Source organism: Paenibacillus sp. FSL H7-0357, assembly GCF_000758525.1.
Taxonomy (GTDB): domain Bacteria; phylum Bacillota; class Bacilli; order Paenibacillales; family Paenibacillaceae; genus Paenibacillus_AQ.
On record NZ_CP009241.1, the window covers coordinates 1,687,661 to 1,706,213 of the forward strand.

An 18,553-nucleotide genomic window follows, 5' to 3' on the forward strand; every position below is an offset into this window, starting at 1 on the left:
AAAGAAGGCCTAACTACATATTTGTAACTATTACGCTTCAATATTTTTTTTGGTCCGCGTTTTTTTTGTGATTTCTTATTCCGAACAATTCGTCTTCTCGAGCGATCGTGGGGTCATACCAATCAGCCTTGGCATGAGTTTTATAAGGCGAAGTAGTAATCTGTGACTCTAAGTGAGAAAATTATTTGTCGTACTTTTTACACACTGCTATCAAGAAGATTCCTTGAAGGTTTCGTCTACTTTTTAATTGTTGAGCTAATGTTTACTTCAAAAGTCGTTCTTAGAGAAAGAAAATTATATAAATAAGACCAACGGCCATTATTATCGTGAACATTAAAATATAAGAATTACTATTGCTTTATTACTTTTGGTGTAAGGGGTATAGGGCTTGGGCAAAGAATAGTCTAGTTTGTATCTTTCCCAGACGATATAGCGCAGAATCAAGCCATCGAACCCCAAGTACCTACCAACTCACACCCACCAACCATATAGTCTTACATGTGAAGTTGAGAGATGTACTAAAGAACCAAACAGGGCTTAGAAGATGGTAGTAAAACCTGTCTCAGCAGTAACTTTATCGTCAGCCCCGTATTTAACGTCTACAGGCGACACATATGTACCGCTCCACTTTGCAAGTCAGGACTAGTGGCTTCAGTTCGATTATGCAGATATATACAGATGAATGTTTTGCGATTATACATTATTTGTTGAGAATAAAAAATCTATGCCTCGCACTTTAGCAAAAATACAATAACATGGCCGGTATAAAATTTGAGTATATTTAAGAAGGGGTTTATATGCTGTTTAAAGAATTTACAGAAGTACCTAATTATTATAATGATTATATACCTTAATGTGATTAGAAGGATGAGATTATATGGTTTTTACTAATGTCCATTTAAACTGGCTACAAGATACTGGATTAAGTTTAACAACGAACGAAGGTAAGACTATTACTGTTTTGGAATTTCTCCACCAACCTGATGAAACTATATTATCAGAATGGGCAAAACATTTCAGGAATCATTATTGTCTTGACAATGAAATTGATTTTCTTAGGGGTGGGACAGGACTAGATCGGAAAAATTATCTTGTCGATATTAAATTTCCAAGTTCTCGTAATGCTCCTGGACCTAGTATTAGAGCGGGTGACTTTGGAGAAATATTATCTGCAGATTATCTTGAGTATATTTTAAATTATTGGGTTCCTAGAACTAGATATAGCAATAAAGCGGTAAGAAATGAGTCGACTAAAGGTAGTGACGTTCTTGGCTTTAAGTTTATTCATAATAATGGTGAATCCCTGGAGGATACATTGGCTATATTCGAGGCGAAAACCCAATTTTCAGGAAGAGAACCAAATCCAAGGTTACAGGACGCTGTTGACGGCTCAGCTAAAGACCATGCAAGACGTGCTGAGTCATTAAATGCTATTAAACAAAGATTTTTAGATAAAGGCATTGTGGGAGAAGCTTTGCGCATTCAGAGATTTCAGAATATTGAAGATCACCCATATAAAGAATTGTACGGTGCTGTTGCCATTTTAAGCTCAAATTATTACGAGAGTAATCTACTTCGGGCAACTATAACGAACAATCATCCAAATTCTGTTGACCTAATGTTAATGGTTATTAAGGGTGAAGATCTTATGCCGCTTGTTACTGAGTTGTACAGGAGGGCTGCAGATGAGGCCTAGTAAAAATTCGGAATTATTATTAGGAGCAACACGTTCTAAAGCAAAAATGTTTGAATATGGGGTACTCGAAGAGCATCACATAGAATTACCCAAAGATCCAGCAAGATTGTTCTCTTTAACTATTGGATTGCTTGGTGAGTATACTGCCAGATTAAATAGGAGAGATATTACTTTAGAACAAGAATCCGCTTTAAAAGAGGATTTACACTTTGCCGCCTATTTTTTTGATTCATACTTACAATCTCGACTTGATTTAACTTTAAAACCTTATCTATTACTACTTGGTTCTGCATCGTATTATTTATGTGACTTACCTGGTAGTTCCAAAGTTTTAGCGTATAAGATCACAGATTCTCCAGATTTGGGAGCGTTTGGTTTAGAAAACTTACTGATATGGTTGCTTATGGGGGAGTATGCTGAACCATTGCAGATTGAAGGTATGTACTCTGCAATTATTTTTTTAATAAGCGAAGCTTTCGTTCTATTTTGGCATAATGGACGAAATACACTTGATGTAGAGAGGTATTGTCAAGAACTTCGAGAGAGCATTTACTTAAATGGAACCTCCAGAGAACTATTAATAGCAGATATTATTTTTTCAATAGTGAGGAAGAAAGTTGAAAATTCAAGCTGGTCCTCTTTACCTTTGTATACTAATTTATCTCTTGATACTTGGAGAAGTGCAATTCAAAAAGAGTCCTTTATTAAGGAACTGTGGCCTGCCCAACACTTACTTGGTTTGAATGGTTTTTTTATTGGTAAATCCGGTGTGGTTCAAATGCCCACTAGTGCCGGGAAAACAAAATCAATTGAAATTATTATTAGGGCAGCCTTTATAACTAATCGAACTTCACTTGCAGTTATAGTTGCCCCATTTCGTGCACTTTGTCAAGAAATAAATAGTGATTTACATAATGCATTTATTGATGAAAATAATATTCTTGTAAATGAATTGACGGATGTTCCCCTAATTGATTTTAGTTTAGATACATCATTAAATGTAAAACAAATTTTAATTGTAACTCCAGAGAAATTACTGTACATATTAAGACATAATCCCGATATATCAGAAGATATTGGTTTAATAATTTATGATGAAGGACATCAGTTCGATAATGGCTCAAGAGGCATTACCTACGAACTATTACTTACCTCACTTAAGCACATGATATCAATAGAAACTCAAATGGTTTTAATTTCGGCGGTAATAAGTAATGCGGATATTATTGGTGAGTGGTTAATAGGTGAAAATTCGATTAATGTTGACGGGTCACACTTAACTCCGACTTTTCGTACCTTTGCTTTTGCTAGTTGGATCCACCAACTTGGGAGGTTAGAGTTTGTATCTAACCATAATCCAGAAGTAGGCGAGTTTTTTGTGCCTAGGATAATTGAGCCAATACAGTTAAATCTAATAGGAAGAGAGAGAAGTCCAAGGATATTTCCAAATAAAGAAGATAGCCAAAGTATTGCGCTATTTCTTGCTTTAAAACTAGTGAATAATGGGACTGTTGCTATTTTTGTCGGAAGGAAAGCAACTGCTGCTAAAGTGGGAGAAAAGCTTACTGACATTTTTAGAAGGGGCATTCCATTAATTAGTCCCAAGAGTTTGTCTGATGAAAATGAGGTTATTAGACTTTCCAATCTTATAGAACATAATATGGGTTCCGAGGCAATAGAAACGAAATGTGCAAATCTCGGAGTATTTATTCATCATGGTAACATTCCACAAGGAATTCGCCTAGCCACAGAATTTGCACTTAAGGAAACAATGATTAAATTTGTGATTTGCACATCTACCTTGGCTCAAGGTGTTAATATACCTGTGAGGTACTTGCTTATAACTAGTCTTTATCAAGGAAATCAAAAAATAAAGATTAGAGATTTCCATAATCTTATAGGTCGTGCAGGTCGGTCGGGTATGTATACAGAGGGAAGTATAATTTTTGCAGATCCAACTGTATATGATAAAAGGAGAAGTAAAAAGGATAGATGGCGTTGGTCACAAGCTACTGAGGCTCTAAATCCTTTAAATTCAGAGCCTTGCATAAGCACATTGTTTTCATTGTTTGACCCGATTGAGAGTGATATGAAAGAGTCTAGGCTTGTGTTTAATACATCGGAACTCGTCCAAATATACTACAGCTCGCCAAGTGAACTAGATGAATGGAAACGCAATATAGCAACTGATGGGTTTTCATTGAGCTCAATCGAAAGCCAGGTGTCAAACAAATTTTCAATTATATCTTCAGTGGAAAGTTTTATAATGACGAACTGGGATTCCGAGGATTACGAAGTTGATCAGTTTGTCGAATTATCAACGCAAACCTTAGCTTACTTTTTAGGAGACATTAGTCAAAAAATTCAGCTCACCCAATTATTCACTGAAATTGCGAGACACATACATTTAATAGTTGGCAGTCTCGAAAGTAAAAGGATATATGGAAGAACAATGTTCAGTTTAAGAAAGACATATGATATGCAAGAATGGCTACAAATAAATGTAACGGGTTTGTTATATTGTGGAAATGTTACTGAGCTTTTAAATTTCTTATGGCCTTTATTATATGAAAATATTGAAAACAATACATTTAAAAAATGTAGCTCCCCTGAGTTCTTGGAAAATATCACTTTAATGTGGATTGCAGGAGAACCTTATAAAAATATGCTAGAGGAAGTAAGGAATGCAGGTGTAATGATTAACGGTAAAAGACCACGAAATTTTAAGATGGAGGATATAGTTGAAATTTGTGATAATTCATTATCTTATGAAGGCACAATGATATTAGCCGCAGTTATTGAATTAATACCACTAGTACACAATGATGAAGATAAGAGGGTAAGTCAACTTATTGAGCTCATTGAGACATTCCAGAAAATATTAAAATATGGGTTACCATCTTTAAAAGCAGTGACTATTTATGAACTTGGATTTACAGACAGGGTTATCGCACAGCAAATAACTGATATTTTGGGGGGAGCTAGAAGCTCTAGAAGGGCTACTATTCTACAGTTAAAGGAATATAGAGAGAGACTATCAAATCTTTTAGAATTATATCCAACCTATTTTCAAATAAAGTTACAACAATTTTTAGCTAAAGTCGATTGATGCTGCTCTAACGATGTGTCAATTGATTTTTAACTGAATTTTATTAGAATAAATAAACTTTTCAGGTTCAATCTGGTCATAATGAAATGTATTAAATATAAGAGGTTTGGCAGTAGGAACTGCCAAAGGGAATGGTATCTGCCGTGAGGCGGAATTTGCAGGAAGCTAGAGGCAATCCCTCGGTCTGACGAACAGAAATCAAATATAAGGCATCCTGGACTGGAAGAGCTTGAAAATCAAAGCAAAGTCTAATACTGCCAGAATATCAGGATGTAAATGTGGCAGATGGATGAGGGGGAAGATTATCGAAGGGGAGTGGCAAAGGCGGTAGTAGACAGCGATTATGCAGTGTCTCTTTCTAAAGGGATAAAGTCAGTATACTTGAAGGTTTTAGGAAGAATTTGTAGAAATATAAGAGTGCAGTTTAGGTGTTCAGAGGATAAAAACCATGGATGTCATTATAAAGTACAGGAATTATTAACTAATATATGAGGGTCGAACATGATACCAGAACGAATGAGAGAAATATTAGTTGGTGCAGTTAAAGCTGCTGAGCAAAGCACATTAAAGGACATTGCATTGGTTGATCTAAGTGGCGAGGAAAATATTACAATAGATTTGTTGAAGGCAATAAAGATACTATGTTTGCAAGCTTTTGAGAAACACAAGGACAATAGTGGAAGATTTAATTATGAAGTGACAGCAAGAGAATTTCCGAAGCGAACAATGGAACCTATGGTCAGCGCGGATTTCGCTATTTCCTTACGTAAATATGATGTTTGGAGTGGTACTGAACACTTAGAAAAAGTAAAGAGTGTCTTAGTTCAAGCGAAGCTGCCGGAAAGCTCCGACTATAAGAGGTTAATCAAGCAAATAAATGATATGGGTCAAATTTCAGATGAATCCTACGTAGCGGTATATGATTTTACTGGTGTATACATAGTAAAATCGACAGATGTAATCGAATCTGGCTATCGAGTGAAAAATGTTACAGTGGATAAAAGACTATCACTTGGTGATTTCTTCTCAGATATATTTATCTGCCATAGAGGTAAAGTTGGTTTTGGATGCTAGAGAAATCAAATTAAAATCTTCTCCACGAAGAAAGTTGAAGCAATTGGAATTCACAATCAAAGAGTACATTTTCTAATTGGCGCCGCGCTTTTTAATGCGAATGCATTGAGAACATTATGTGATTTTGTTTAAGAGCATCAGCATCTGCTTTCGACCGCCCTCTGCGTTAGAGAGTTGCATAAGCACCAGTACTGTGCCGAGCTTTCGGAAGAATTCATCTAGAAGCTGAACAAAGTCAAGCCGCAAACATTTGAAGAATGGATCGAAGTCTGGTATTCGAGGTTCAATGCAGAAGGCGACCCGATCATGGGAAGGAACGAGACACGCCACTGAATATTTAATTTACATAACTTGTCGTCGGGCAGATTCAAAGCGGTTGAGTTTCAATATTTAATGGTTCACTCGACATGGTTCGGATCAAGTCGTATATCGAACTTTGATTACTTATTAAAGACAAAGCTCTTCGAAGCAATCAGGCAATAACAAATCGCCATGTTGAATAACGATTGATTCACATTTCGGGTATTATTGCTCAAATTGAACGCCATTGGCTCAGAGTTCCGCAATATGCACTTATTGCTTGCAATTTTAGCTGGATAAATGACATCGCATCGTGTCCACAACCTCAAAAAGTTCGATAACACCGGCGAGGACATGGAGGACCTGATCTCCATTGGCACGATCGGATTAATCAAAGCCATTGAAAGCTACAGACCCAACAAAGGAACCAAACTTGCTACATTTGCTGCCCGGTGTATAGAAAATGAAATTCTGATGCATTTGAGATCGCTTAAAAAGACCCGCAAGGACGTGTCTCTGCACGATCCTATAGGTACGGATAAAGAGGGTAATGAGATCACGCTGATCGATATCCTCGGCTCGGAAGCCGACGACGTGATTAAAGAAGTTGATCTGAAGATTGAAAAGAGCAAAATATACCGCAACCTCGACATTTTGGACGAGAGGGAGAAGGAAGTAGTTGTCGGACGTTTTGGCCTCGACACAGGCGGTGAAGAACGGACGCAGCGGGAGATTGCTAAGGACCTTGGAATAAGCCGCAGCTACGTTTCAAGAATAGAGAAAAGGGCACTCATGAAGCTTTATCATGAGTTTTATAAGGCGAAGCGCTAAGCTTAAAATGATTCAAAGTAGTAGCTGTTAACAATACAGCGTAAAGAAAGCGACTTGTCTGCGGATGAGTTGCTTTTTTACTTAGATTCAGATTGCTTCTGAGGAATTAATTAGAGAAAACTAATAGGGAACATTAAGATGACATACAAAGAAGTATATGATCTACATATTCAACTGCTGCATTTTTGCGAAAAAAATGAGATATATCAGGGTTCATATCAGAAACAAATAAGTCATTATAAAAAACAGTTCTTTTTGACGGAGGATGTAGTTCGGAAAATTTTTGTATTAACTCGTAGAGTCGTTTATCCGATGTTTGTTTCATCGCTGCATTCAACCGCTCGATTTCTTGATAGGTATTTTTTTTGATGAGGCTGCGTTTGAAGCAGCCTTTTTGTGCTGGCATGAGGCATAACGGTAACCTTCAGAACATGAATATAAACCGCTTTGCAGATATTTACCTGGTCGCCTGTAGTAATGCCGGCATTTTCCCTTACAACGTTATCAATTTGAACAAAGCCTTGTTCGCTATTCTTCTGTTCTGCCATTACTCGAGCGAGGGCCTTGCGTTTGCCTTCCAGTTGAACAATGTCACCGTTGCTGCATCCCAGACGTTCCATATCAGCATGGTTTGCTCGGACAATACTGTAACCTGCATTTTTTGTGTCGGACTCCTTAACCTGACGTGTTATTATTTCACTCATTGCATCACACCCTAAGATATTTTTACATAGCTACTGCAAGCTCAATGGGAATGGAAAATTCTCAATGACTTGATAAAACTCAAGTGCAACCGCTTTGCATCTTTAAAAAGAATTCTATCTATTCTATTTAAGTTACTTCGAGAACGGCCAAAACCGTCAAACGTAGATTTCGACAAACTGCCACTTAAGTTTTCAAAATATATTCGGTCATCTCCAATAGAACTGGTAAGTTGCTTACTAGTCATTAATTCGAGCTTATTGGGAGAAGAATTGAATAAAACTTGCGCCAATGCTCTGCCTGGTTGACCCGTGGAAAGAGGGAAATGCGAGAAACGATAGGCAGCATGAGAGCCTGGCAATCGTCTATAAGCAATCAATTCCGTGATAAATAAAGGGTCTCCTTCGAAAGCTGTACGTACTTTTTCGAAGACGTCCAGTGGCATGGTAATTATTGAACCTATGCCATTTATTGGTTTAATATTATAACCACTTTTCTGAAGAATACGGACAACGAAATCTGCACAATTGTATTCATAAACATCATATTTACAAATCCCCAAACGAAACTCTTCTTCAATTTTTGCTGCTTCATCGTGCATGCTTTGAAGTGATTCCTCCGAAATCCCCTTGATTCGAAAACCTAGAGTATCCCGTGCATATGCCATTCCATAAGTGCTTGTGTGCTCTTGATGGCAAGAAGGAGGAAGAACGCCAAATAAGTAGGTCGCTAAACTCAAGTGCTGGAGTAAAGACTCTTTTTCCGGGTACGCCTTGTGATTCGAACTGTACACAGTATCCCCAATGCGAATTGCAATGTGACCGAATGGATTTTCCCTAGCGATCCGCTCGTCATTTTTTGAAGTCGAATAGGAGAGCAATATTTCCATATCGGCTTGCGCATCGATTTCAAGCTTCGCAAGAGCATTATAAACATTGCTTGCGGAGTGACCATTTTCCAATCCAAATGTTGGCGGCGTACACCGAGCCTTAACTTCGGGATCAAGAAGGAAGTATGTTATTTTACTAATATCTTTGTTTTCCCGAAATTTTTGCTGTGCCGCTAACATGGTATTTTGCTTATCATGATCTGACAGAAGCTTTTGCACCAGACTTCCTATATCTTTAACAGCTATATTCAACTCGGCAAGTCCCAGCTTCGAGAATAACTCTGCATTCTCTCTTTCATGTCCGCTTATCACACTCAGCAAAACAGTCGGTTTTCCCAATAGAAAAGCCTCTGTCGGAGACAATCCCCCGGCTTTAGTGATGAATAGATCGGAAGCTTGAATGAAAGAAATCAGATCACTATGAGGAATGAAGCCCGAGATTTCCAGCTTAATATTTTTTGGAAGGGTACGTTGAATTCTTTGTAGAGCCTTGAATTGTTTTTTGTTACGTCCACATACTGCGATTATTTGAAAATGTTCTTGTATTGCATTTGCTAGGCTCAGTACAATACTGGGAAAGTCGCCGATCCCTTCTTTACCACTGGCTATTGTAATTGTTGTTACATATGGGGAAAACCCAATATGTTTTAAACATTCTTTTGAAATATCCATTTTGTTCAATGGAATGTCCACAGGCATACCCGAGGTTTCAACCAAATCCGGGAACACTCCGGCACTCAGCCAACGAGTCTCCAGCGAAGGGTGGGCCAAGAAAGTTCGATCAATCCGTTTTGATATTCGGGGGAAGTATCCCTCAAAATAATCGGTATGTAACCAACCAATCTTAATACCCGGGATGAACCCCTTCTCTCTGAGATTTCCCAATACTTGTGCAGCTCCGTAATGTGTAGTCAGAATTGAATCAGGATTCTCTGCTAACAGATACTCATGTACTTTTTGTTCTGAATAATCATTTCGCAAACTTGATAATGATCCGACGCTATTCCCTTGTTCCTGCCTTGCTTGAAACAAGCTATCAAATAGAGTTGGTAAGTTTTTGACAACAAACCAGTAAAGTTTTTCGTCGAGTATTCTTTCGACAGGTGCCATAAATTCGCGGATATCCTTTTGTAGTATGATAGCTTCCGAATTTTGCTTGCGAATTTCTTTTTCAATAGAGCGTGCTGTACTTATATGTCCCTGACCGATGGAAGAATAAAACAAAATGATTTTCATTTTTTCACTCCTTAAAATTATTAGAACACACAGCACAGCCATTAGTAGGGGGCACATCCCGTGTCTTTTTGCATCTTAGCTATCCATTTTTTTAAAAAAGCCCAAAAGACCCAAAAACAAACTATACTCCTCTTACTTACAACGTTGAGACAAGGTAGCATGCTAAATTCAAAGGCAGTACCATTTAAACACAAAAAACCAAAAAACACAATTATACCTTAGTCTCAGATTGACGAGCGAAGGAAGTGAGTGGTAATATTAAAACACACAAAAAACCAAAAAACAAAAAAACTTTTGAGGTGTATTCATGCCACTTACGAGACGACGGTTACAACTGTTGGGGCAACTGGTTGAATTGTATCAACGCACCAGCTTGCCTATTCACTATGAGACGCTGGCCCGTTCATTGGGAGTCAGTAAATGGACTGCCTATGACATGCTGAAGGAAATAGAAAAACTCGGGTTTGTGACTCGTAGCTATGAAGTGAATTCAAAGGAAACTGGACGTTCACAGGTAGTATTTTCTCCCACAGTCAAGGCGTCTGATCTGTTCAAGCAAAACCGAAGCGATTCCTTTAATCTGGCGGACTGGGAGCAGACGGTGGTCCATATCCGCAATCTGCTGAAAAGTGTAAAGAACGGCAATGTTAATGACCTGATCCGTAATATGATGAACGAAATTCCTTCCAAGGCATCCAGCATTGAGTTTTGCGGCTATATTCTCGGACTGTTGCTTGTCTATGTAAAGAAGCTTGGCGGCAAAACTGAAACGTTGATTCGTTTGGTGGTCAGTAAAACACCGAACAGCGAGAATGGAACTCTGATGTTTGTGGGGACGGTTCTCGGCACCATTATTCAGACCATCAATGACGAGCTTGGGAACGAATTTACAGAACTGGTATCGGAATTTCTCCGCATTATGGACCAGCTGTCAAGTCAGGACAGACGACTATTGTCAGATATGCTGCACGAAGCTTTAGCTTGACAAAGCTTCTGCTTTTCGGAGTTTTTGGGTCTTTTAAGTTTTTAAAGGGGAATTGACTGTGAACCACTATGAGGAGTTTTATTACCAGCCTGCTGTCCGTTTCAATGTCAATATGAGTTTTCTAGGAATAGCCCTTTCTTTTATCTACTTCGATTGGATAAGAACCTTTGCAGGATTAATTCTCGGGATTTTCTTGTTTACTGTTTTTGAATATTTCGCTCACCGCTATGTGCATCATCATTACGCATTAGCGGTGTTTAAGAATGCACATCTTAAGCATCATCATGATTCGGAGGATATCCAGCACTTGTTTTTTTCAAACAGGGTTGGATCGATTTACTGCCTTATTCTTACGATCTTGCTTTGGCTGGTGGTAAATGATTTATCCATAAGCACAGCAATGCTTACCGGAATCCTGTTGTACAATTTTTATGCCCAATGGTGGCATTTTGTGGCGCATCGTCCAATTACCCCGGGAACAGCTTGGGGAAGAAGAATGAAAGACAGGCATTTGTGGCATCACGAAGAGAATGGGATAATTAATTTTGGTGTATCGCAGCCTTATATCGACTACTTACTGGGTACCAGTGGAACGGGAACAGCGTTTGCGCACAGCAATGAGCATATTAATCATCCTGAGGTAAAGAAAACCCGGTAGAAGTGGAGGGCATTATGGGGAAAACAGGACTTGTTTTGGGCGGCGGAGCCGTCAGGGGGCTGGCGCATTTAGGCGTATTGAAAGCTTTTGAGCGACATGGAATCCGGATAGATCGTATCGTGGGCACAAGCATGGGTGGGGCAATTGGAGGCTTATACGCAGCAGGTGTTTCTGCTAGGGATATTGAACAGTTGCTGCTTAGAACACCAAAATACCGTTTGCTCGATGTTGGGATTCGCCACCGCGGCTTGCTTGCCGGCAATGCGGTCCATAATAGGATCAACGAATTGCTGCAAAAACACGGTAAACATGACTTGCGAATCGAACAATTTCCGATCGAATTCAAAGCAATCGCGGTTGATCTGATGAAAGGGAAGCAGGTGGTGCTGGATAAAGGCGAGTTAGGCACTGTCCTCCGAGCCACTACCGCATTTCCAGGTGTTTTTGCACCGCTGATGGATGAAGATCAGATGCTTGTGGATGGCGGGGTACTGAACAACTTGCCGGTGGAGGAAGCGCTGGGCGAGGATATCTGCTTTGTCATTGCCGTGGACGTGGCGAGAGAGCATGAGAACAAGCCGCCGCGTAATATGGTCGAAGTGGTTTACCGCTCGTATAGCCTAATGACGGCGGAGCGCAAGCATGCCAGCCTGAAGCTGGCAGATTTTGTGATCCGGCCCGACGTTGGCACATTCGCAGCCTTTGACTTTACTAAGACAGAGGAATGCATCAAGGTGGGAGAGGAGGCTGCAGAACGTAGCATGGAAGAGCTTAAGTATCAAATTCAAATGGCAAAGTAAATCATCATATCAAAGGAGCTGGAAACGAATGAAAACAACGTTGGAAAAAGCGATGATGCTGGGGATTGGCCTGGCGGCTGCAGGAAAGGAACAAATTGAACTTACGGTGGGTGAATTGGTCAAAAAAGGAGAGGTGGGACGTCTGGAAGCCCGCTCACTTGCAGATAAGCTTATCCACCGCAAGGAAGAAGAAGAGCACCGGATGGAAGCGCGGATTACCGAACGGGTTCAGGCGATATTGTCGGAACATAACCTGACAGTCTTGGAGGAGCTTGAGCAGCTAAAGCTTCGTGTGCTTGCACTTGAGCAAAATAAAGATCTACACAACTAACGGAGGTGCCGGATTGGGGGTGCAAAAAAAGTTCAGACAATTGCAGCGTTACCGGGCGATCACTTCTGCTCTTGTCCGCAGCGGATTCGGATTTATGGTCTATAGCAACAGCGGAGAGGCCGCTGTTACCGCAAATAGTGCAATGGATTGGCCCAGCGCGGGCAAGCATATTCGCTTGTTGCTGGAAGAACTGGGCACTACGTTCATTAAACTGGGACAGCTGGCAAGCACCCGCCCGGATCTAGTTCCACAGCCTGTTTTGAAGGAGTTGGTCAAGCTTCAGGATGCAGTACCTCCGTTTCCGTTTGCCGACGTATCCAGAGTGATTGAAGAAGAATTAGGGGCCCCTATTTCACAGCTCTTTCGAACGTTTGAGTCATTACCGATAGCTTCCGCCTCGATCGGACAGGTTCATCGCGCTGTTTTGGCTGATGGCAAGGAAGTGGCGGTTAAAATTCAGCGGCCACAGCTTTCCACACTCGTCGAAACAGATCTGGATATTTTGGCAGGTCTGGCGCGGCTGGCAGATCGCCGGGGGAACTGGTCGGCCAGCTACAGCCTGACCGAGGTGGTGGAGGAACTGAGTCAGTGTCTGCTTGCTGAACTTGATTACAGGCAGGAGGCGGCTCATCTGGAACGCTTTGCCCGTGCGGCGGACGAAATGAATTATGTACGCATTCCGGCCGTTTACCGGCCTTATTCCAGCCAAAGGGTATTAACCATGGAATTTATCCAAGGTATACGCCTATCGAATATAGAGCAGCTCAAGGAGCAGGGCATACGGACAAGTGTAGTGGCTGAACGGATTGCAGGTACTATTTTTCAGCAAATACTCGTTGACGGTGTGTTTCATGCCGATCCCCATCCCGGAAATATTCTGGTTCTCCCGGGGGAAGAGATTGCGCTTTTGGATTTCGGGATGGTGGGAAGGTTATCCGCACATACACAAAAACATTTTGCTACCTTTATTATTGCTTTACGGAACAGAAGCTCCAAGGGAGTGATGCGCGCCATTGAGCATCTGGGCATGATCCCTGAGGAAGTGGACCGGAAAAAGCTGTATATGGATGTAGAGGAGATGCGCACTAAATACTACGATGTGCCTCTTAAAGAAGTGCGCTTGGGAGATATGCTTAATGATTTATTTGGTGTGGCGTATAAGCATGGGATTCGTGTTCCTTCCGAGTTGACCATGGTTGGTAAATCCATTCTCACTACAGAAGGTGTTGTTGCTGAGCTTGATCCGGATTTCAGTATGTTAAATGTCGCAGAACCGATTGGGAGAAGGTTGTATCTGGAACGCCTAAACCCATGGAGCTTTCTGAAAAATACGTTCGAAGATGCCCCGGAATACCTGCAGATTATGAGTGAACTGCCTGTAACTATGAAACGCTTAACCGCAATGCTGAACAAGGGAAAGATGCAAGTGGAGGTAGTTTCTCCACAGCTTGAGCAACTGGTGAAGAAACTGGACCGGATAAGCAATCAGATGTCCTTCAGTATTGTGCTGCTTGCACTTAGCCTGGTGCTGCTTGGCCTGATTATAGGCTCTTCCATCAGCGGGGCGCAAACGATACTCTGGAGGCTTCCGATGCTGGAAATCGGAATCGTGATCTCGCTGTTGATGTTCGCCTGGCTGCTGTATGCTATCTTTCGCTCCGGTCGCTTCTAAGTCACTTTGACATTAGTTTTTTGGTCTTTTGTGTAATTCGAATTCATTTACAAATGGGAGTGGGGCAGATGAGCACAGAATTCTCCACAGTGCTTCTATTTTTTGCCGTCTATACTTTGGGCGGCTGGCTTCTTGAGACGGTATATGCGAGTGTGAGACAGCAGAAGTTTGTAAATAGAGGATTTATGTTTGGTTGTTTTGCCCGATTTATGGGTTCGGAGTATTGCTGATCCTTTATGTCGCGAAAGGGACGGAGGCAAGGATCGAAGATCCGTTTATTCGCATGATGGCTCTGATCTGCGTTTCGGCTTTACTGGTTACGTGGCTGGAATATGTCACAGGTCTGATCTTAGATAAGGTCTTACAACGAAAATGGTGGGACTACAGTGGAAATCAATGGAATCTTGGAGGATATGTGTGTGGAATACTCATTGCTGTGGGGATTTATTGCATGTCTACTGACGGAATTCCTGCATCCCGCTGTATCGCGGATGCTCGCTTTGGCTCCGGAGCGAATGATTATGACAGCGGCGTGGTGTGTACAGGTGTATTTCATATTTGACGCTCTAAGCTTTCAGGAAAGGGTAGTACCTGCTTTGAGAGACCTTTAAGAGCTGCGATGAATTGGCTGGTGACGCCTCTGTGTTTCAACTGCTGCAGGGGCTTGGCCTGGAGGGATTCAGATTGAGAGCTTCTTCCATCCTCCCGGCGCGCAGCCAGATTTCTATGCTGTCTGTAGTGGAAATGAAGAGCCTCGCCGCTAAGGAAGTTCCAACTATTTTTGCTGGTTTCTGAGGAGGCCTGCTTTTTTACACTTTTATGCTTTGTGGAAGCTTCATATATAAGCTCACTTAATCCAAAGTCGGATGTTTCGTTGGGGTTTGAGATAAAGTATCTAAAATGACATCGGATCGTGTCCACAACCTCAAAAAATTCGATAACACCGGCGAGGATATGGAGGATCTGATTTCCATCGGCACGATCGGACTGATCAAGGCCATCGAAAGCTACCGGCCCAACAAGGGTACGAAGCTCGCGACCTTTGCTGCTCGTTGTATAGAAAACGAAATTTTGATGCACCTACGTTCGCTCAAGAAAACACGTAAAGACGTGTCGTTACATGATCCTATTGGGACGGATAAAGAGGGCAATGAGATTACGCTGATTGATATCCTCGGTTCCGAAGCTGACGATGTTATTAAAGAGGTCGATCTTAAAATCGAAAAGAGCAAGATTTACCGCAACCTCGACATTTTGGACGAGAGGGAGAAGGAAGTAGTTGTCGGACGTTTTGGCCTCGACACAGGCGGTGAAGAACGGACGCAGCGGGAGATCGCCAAGGATCTCGGCATTAGTCGCAGTTATGTGTCGCGGATAGAAAAGCGGGCGTTGATGAAGCTGTATCATGAGTTTTATAAGGCGAAGCGGTGAGGTCTGGATGATAATTTAAGTAATAAGTAGCGATTAACAATAGAACATTTTAAAAGCGACTTGCCAACAGGGAAGTTGCTTTTTTGTTAGTACGCCCAGCATGGGCGTCATCTCTAGGGTGAAAGTCCCGAACGGAGGCTGGTGAGCGCCTAACATTAGCCAAGGACAAGGTTGTCCATCGTGAGGTGGAATCTGAAGGAAGTCGGAAGAGGTACACGGAGGTTGGCTTGAGCATCGCCAAGAGCATCTTTATGGTCGTTGTCTTTCCAGCGCCATTCAGTCCCGAAAATCCAATTTCAACTCCTCCATAAAGAGAGAGCTTATTCAGGATTCTAAGTACGCCACTCCTGAACAAGCTCAATCAGAAATCTTTCAATAAATCTACTTTATGATGTCCTGGCAATCGCTTAAGCGGGGCGAGGCTGGCCCAAGCCCAATTGAGCAGAGCCAATTCAGCACTACCTCATGCAGCACGTTGATGTTGTCTACCTGACAGTGTTCTAATCCGCCAAGTCGTCTATCCTCTATCGGGTAGAACGTCTTGTTTTTCAAACCCGCTTGCTCGTAATTCTTCAAGGCTTGTGTCAGCGGATTTGGCTGAACCAATATCTCTTCCGCCCCGTGCATTACAAGAAGCGGACATTCTATCTGGTGGAGCACGCCCTCAAGATTATAGGCAAAACGCGGATTCCCCGCAAAATCCTCCAAGCTTTTTGCCCCCAGAATTCTCATGCCGTGTGCGGCCAGACTCGGCGGCATCCATTTAAGCATGGCATCCCAGTCGAAGGCGTGCGTACCGCCGTCGGAGATGACGGCAGCAATCCTGTGATCGAACGAAGCGAATCGCAGCGAGTCGTAAGCCGCAAAACTCTCCCCGTGCACGATAATCTTATCGGGATCGACTTCCGGCCGGGTTAGAAGAAAGTCGATTGCCCGGGAATGGAAAGCCTCACTGTCCGCCCGTCTCCCCTTTCCCTTTTCGTACAGCGAGAGGCCGGTGCCAGGCTGGTCATAGACCAGAAAGTTATATCCACACGAAATGAAGGCGGGACCTAGCCAGAAATAATTTTCAATTGACCACTCGTCGCCACCGTTAAGAGCAAAAAGGGTCGGCTTTGGACCTTTTATCCAGGAAGGGGAGAAGAAGTACCCCTCCAGCTTGACATCCTCGTAATCGACTTGGATCTTCTCCGGGCGGACATCGAAGTACTTTCCGGCAGCTTCGAAGAGTTCATTTACCTTCTTAAAGATACGGATTTTCTCGATGTCATCATCCATCACCGCATACTCTGCGATTCTGTAGTAATTGCAGGCGCGAATGTAGCAGTTTCGTGCTGTATACCAGTTTCCAGCCGTTTCGGCCTCCTTGCCGTGTCTTTCCAATGCCTGGGCGGTTATGAGCCATTCCCTGTGCCACGTATCCTTGTCATCGGGGTCGATTTTTTTGCAGGCCTCGTAGATCTCGGTGACATCCGTAGCACCGAGGCTTGCCATACCCAAAGCTTTGGTGACTTGGTATGACATCATGTAGTTACTGGGCCAACGGCTGAACTCAATTGACATTGCAACATCCTCCTTTTCCAGTTCTAGTGATTGTAGTTTTTTTACTACAATTAATTTTTACAACACAAAGATAAAGCTTCTTTAAAAGAAAAATAAATGTTTATAAAGAGAATATAAAAAACTATAAACCGCTAAAAAACAAAAGAGGCTGCTGCCTGGGTGTTCACACCTGGCAGCAGCCTTTAACTTTGTTGTAAAAGAAGATGTGCAAAAATAAAGTCAGCGTTGTGCCGCCCGGGGAAGGCTGAATCTTATCCCCAAACCGCCATATTCGGAAGGGTAGGCAGCAATTTCGCCCCCGTGATGTTCAATAATGGATTTACAGCTTGCAAGACCCAGCCCCAGCCCGCCCTTTTGGATTTGCCGCGATTTATCCACAGTGAAAAATTTGAGGAACAGAGAAGAAATATCCTTATCCGGCACTCCAATTCCATTATCCTCGATTTGGAAATAGGCATAATGTCCTAGCGGGTATCCGGTCATATACACTTTCAGTTTATTCTTCCCTCCATATCTTACAGCATTGCTAAAGAGGTTGCCGAAAACCCGACGGATCATCGGTTCATTGACCATTAGCAATATATTTTCCGTGAATGAATGGCGGCAAGTAAGCTCGTTGTCAAGTCCCGCCAGCTCGTACTCATATTCAAAGGCAATTTTTTCAAATAATTTTGATGCTTTTACAGGTTTAGCTACCATGGATTCCAACTCCAGTTTTTCTTTGGTGAAGCTGGAGAAATCATTGATGAGTTCGACCATATATTCTGACTTCCTTTGAATCAATTCATAATATTCCTGCTTTTCAGTTTCTGGTAAGTCCTTGTGTGCAGCCAGCAGTTCAGTAAAACCGTTAATAGATGTCAGGGGTGTTTTCAAATCGTGGGCGATTGCGGCAATCATATCGGTTTGCTCTCTGTGGGCGAGTTGAAGCCTATGCTCCATCTTATTGAAGTGCTTATAAAGTTCTCCGATCTCGTCATTACTCCTCAAAGCTAGCGGAGGCATTGGATGTACAATATTTACTTCTTCCAGCCTGGTATTCAGAAGCTGAATGGGTTTCTCTATGCAAAAATGAATATAGATAATCAGAATAATAAATATGAAAAAGGCAATGGCAAATATGGGCAGGAGCAATGCTATATATCGCGAGTCCAGCAATGAACTGCGTATAGGGGAATATACTGCAAAGACAAGCTTCAGGTACATTCCAATTGAAAACATAAAAATTATAAGCATCAGCAGGAATAAGAGGGGAAGTTTTATTTTCAGTTTCATA

16 protein-coding genes and 2 pseudogenes are annotated in these 18,553 nt (G+C 41.8%); 13 read left to right on the plus strand and 5 right to left on the minus strand.

Annotated features, from left to right (window positions below):
- Nucleotides 1-877 precede the first annotated feature (877 nt).
- The 4 genes from H70357_RS07565 (at nt 878) to sigK (H70357_RS07580) (ending at nt 7,010) form a co-directional block, all read left to right on the plus strand.
- Nucleotides 878-1,696 carry a Hachiman antiphage defense system protein HamA gene (locus H70357_RS07565; RefSeq protein ID WP_038587492.1) on the plus strand — a complete coding sequence of 273 codons (819 nt, stop codon included), beginning with the start codon at nt 878-880 and terminating at the stop codon, nt 1,694-1,696.
- On the plus strand, nt 1,686-4,805 hold the full coding sequence (locus tag H70357_RS07570) for a DEAD/DEAH box helicase (RefSeq protein ID WP_038587495.1): 3,120 nt from the start codon (nt 1,686-1,688) through the stop codon (nt 4,803-4,805). Before H70357_RS07565 ends, H70357_RS07570 begins: the two co-directional genes overlap by 11 nt.
- A gap of 501 nt (nt 4,806-5,306) precedes the next feature.
- The gene (locus tag H70357_RS07575) at nt 5,307-5,879 is read left to right on the plus strand and encodes a hypothetical protein (RefSeq protein WP_038587497.1); all 573 of its coding nucleotides are present in this window, start codon (nt 5,307-5,309) and stop codon (nt 5,877-5,879) included.
- A gap of 600 nt (nt 5,880-6,479) precedes the next feature.
- Entirely contained in the window at nt 6,480-7,010 is a 531-nt protein-coding gene (gene sigK / locus H70357_RS07580) for an RNA polymerase sporulation sigma factor SigK (protein ID WP_081965720.1), read from the plus strand.
- A gap of 305 nt (nt 7,011-7,315) precedes the next feature.
- Here the strand turns inward: sigK (H70357_RS07580) and H70357_RS07585 are convergent, their stop codons facing one another.
- Nucleotides 7,316-7,714 (minus strand): hypothetical protein, encoded by a 399-nt coding sequence (locus H70357_RS07585; RefSeq protein WP_038587500.1) that lies wholly within the window; start codon nt 7,712-7,714, stop codon nt 7,316-7,318.
- Nucleotides 7,715-7,755: 41 nt separating this feature from the next.
- A complete protein-coding gene (locus H70357_RS07590) occupies nt 7,756-9,837 on the minus strand; it encodes an MGDG synthase family glycosyltransferase (RefSeq protein ID WP_052091884.1) in 2,082 nt (693 codons plus the stop codon).
- A 307-nt stretch (nt 9,838-10,144) separates the two neighbouring features.
- On the opposite strand from H70357_RS07590, the gene H70357_RS07595 reads away from it, so the two are divergent.
- From H70357_RS07595 to sigK (H70357_RS07625), 9 genes and pseudogenes are all read left to right on the plus strand, one after another.
- A complete protein-coding gene (locus H70357_RS07595) occupies nt 10,145-10,822 on the plus strand; it encodes a LexA family transcriptional regulator (RefSeq protein WP_038587503.1) in 678 nt (225 codons plus the stop codon).
- 58 nt (nt 10,823-10,880) lie between these two features.
- Nucleotides 10,881-11,480: a sterol desaturase family protein gene (locus H70357_RS34205; protein WP_052091886.1), complete on the plus strand. Its 600-nt coding sequence runs from the start codon at nt 10,881-10,883 to the stop codon at nt 11,478-11,480.
- A 14-nt stretch (nt 11,481-11,494) separates the two neighbouring features.
- On the plus strand, nt 11,495-12,280 hold the full coding sequence (locus H70357_RS07605; RefSeq protein WP_038587506.1) for a patatin-like phospholipase family protein: 786 nt from the start codon (nt 11,495-11,497) through the stop codon (nt 12,278-12,280).
- A gap of 28 nt (nt 12,281-12,308) precedes the next feature.
- Complete coding sequence (locus H70357_RS07610; RefSeq protein WP_038587509.1) at nt 12,309-12,611, plus strand: phasin family protein; 303 nt, start codon at nt 12,309-12,311, stop codon at nt 12,609-12,611.
- Nucleotides 12,612-12,630: 19 nt separating this feature from the next.
- The gene (locus tag H70357_RS07615) at nt 12,631-14,283 is read left to right on the plus strand and encodes an ABC1 kinase family protein (RefSeq protein ID WP_331281769.1); all 1,653 of its coding nucleotides are present in this window, start codon (nt 12,631-12,633) and stop codon (nt 14,281-14,283) included.
- A gap of 68 nt (nt 14,284-14,351) precedes the next feature.
- Nucleotides 14,352-14,635 (plus strand): annotated as a pseudogene (locus H70357_RS37065) (putative ABC transporter permease); the annotation flags it as partial.
- Nucleotides 14,636-14,696: 61 nt separating this feature from the next.
- The gene (locus H70357_RS37070; RefSeq protein ID WP_442950459.1) at nt 14,697-14,894 is read left to right on the plus strand and encodes a putative ABC transporter permease; all 198 of its coding nucleotides are present in this window, start codon (nt 14,697-14,699) and stop codon (nt 14,892-14,894) included.
- Between the two features lie 4 nt (nt 14,895-14,898).
- Nucleotides 14,899-15,078, plus strand: a pseudogene (locus tag H70357_RS35750) (hypothetical protein); the annotation flags it as partial.
- A 105-nt stretch (nt 15,079-15,183) separates the two neighbouring features.
- Nucleotides 15,184-15,714, plus strand: coding sequence for an RNA polymerase sporulation sigma factor SigK (sigK, locus tag H70357_RS07625; protein WP_081965723.1), 531 nt, complete (start codon nt 15,184-15,186; stop codon nt 15,712-15,714).
- A 49-nt stretch (nt 15,715-15,763) separates the two neighbouring features.
- On the opposite strand, the gene H70357_RS37075 is transcribed toward sigK (H70357_RS07625), so the two are convergent.
- The 3 genes from H70357_RS37075 to H70357_RS07635 form a co-directional block, all read right to left on the minus strand.
- Nucleotides 15,764-16,075, minus strand: coding sequence for an ATP-binding cassette domain-containing protein (locus H70357_RS37075; RefSeq protein WP_081965724.1), 312 nt, complete (start codon nt 16,073-16,075; stop codon nt 15,764-15,766).
- Nucleotides 16,076-16,095: 20 nt separating this feature from the next.
- Nucleotides 16,096-17,277: an alpha/beta hydrolase family protein gene (locus H70357_RS07630; RefSeq protein ID WP_038587516.1), complete on the minus strand. Its 1,182-nt coding sequence runs from the start codon at nt 17,275-17,277 to the stop codon at nt 16,096-16,098.
- Nucleotides 17,278-17,496: 219 nt separating this feature from the next.
- Entirely contained in the window at nt 17,497-18,552 is a 1,056-nt protein-coding gene (locus tag H70357_RS07635; RefSeq protein WP_038587519.1) for a HAMP domain-containing sensor histidine kinase, read from the minus strand.
- Nucleotide 18,553: the final 1 nt, after the last annotated feature.

Bases quoted from the DNA above. Each gene is read 5' to 3' on its own strand.
- H70357_RS07565 (WP_038587492.1), top strand. From the start codon at position 878: ATGGTTTTTACTAATGTCCATTTAAACTGGCTACAAGATACTGGATTA.
- H70357_RS07570 (WP_038587495.1), top strand. From the start codon at position 1,686: ATGAGGCCTAGTAAAAATTCGGAATTATTATTAGGAGCAACACGTTCT.
- H70357_RS07575 (WP_038587497.1), top strand. From the start codon at position 5,307: ATGATACCAGAACGAATGAGAGAAATATTAGTTGGTGCAGTTAAAGCT.
- sigK (WP_081965720.1), top strand. From the start codon at position 6,480: ATGACATCGCATCGTGTCCACAACCTCAAAAAGTTCGATAACACCGGC.
- H70357_RS07585 (WP_038587500.1), bottom strand. From the start codon at position 7,714: ATGAGTGAAATAATAACACGTCAGGTTAAGGAGTCCGACACAAAAAAT.
- H70357_RS07590 (WP_052091884.1), bottom strand. From the start codon at position 9,837: ATGAAAATCATTTTGTTTTATTCTTCCATCGGTCAGGGACATATAAGT.
- H70357_RS07595 (WP_038587503.1), top strand. From the start codon at position 10,145: ATGCCACTTACGAGACGACGGTTACAACTGTTGGGGCAACTGGTTGAA.
- H70357_RS07605 (WP_038587506.1), top strand. From the start codon at position 11,495: ATGGGGAAAACAGGACTTGTTTTGGGCGGCGGAGCCGTCAGGGGGCTG.
- H70357_RS07610 (WP_038587509.1), top strand. From the start codon at position 12,309: ATGAAAACAACGTTGGAAAAAGCGATGATGCTGGGGATTGGCCTGGCG.
- H70357_RS37070 (WP_442950459.1), top strand. From the start codon at position 14,697: ATGTGTGTGGAATACTCATTGCTGTGGGGATTTATTGCATGTCTACTG.
- sigK (WP_081965723.1), top strand. From the start codon at position 15,184: ATGACATCGGATCGTGTCCACAACCTCAAAAAATTCGATAACACCGGC.
- H70357_RS07630 (WP_038587516.1), bottom strand. From the start codon at position 17,277: ATGTCAATTGAGTTCAGCCGTTGGCCCAGTAACTACATGATGTCATAC.
- H70357_RS07635 (WP_038587519.1), bottom strand. From the start codon at position 18,552: ATGAAACTGAAAATAAAACTTCCCCTCTTATTCCTGCTGATGCTTATA.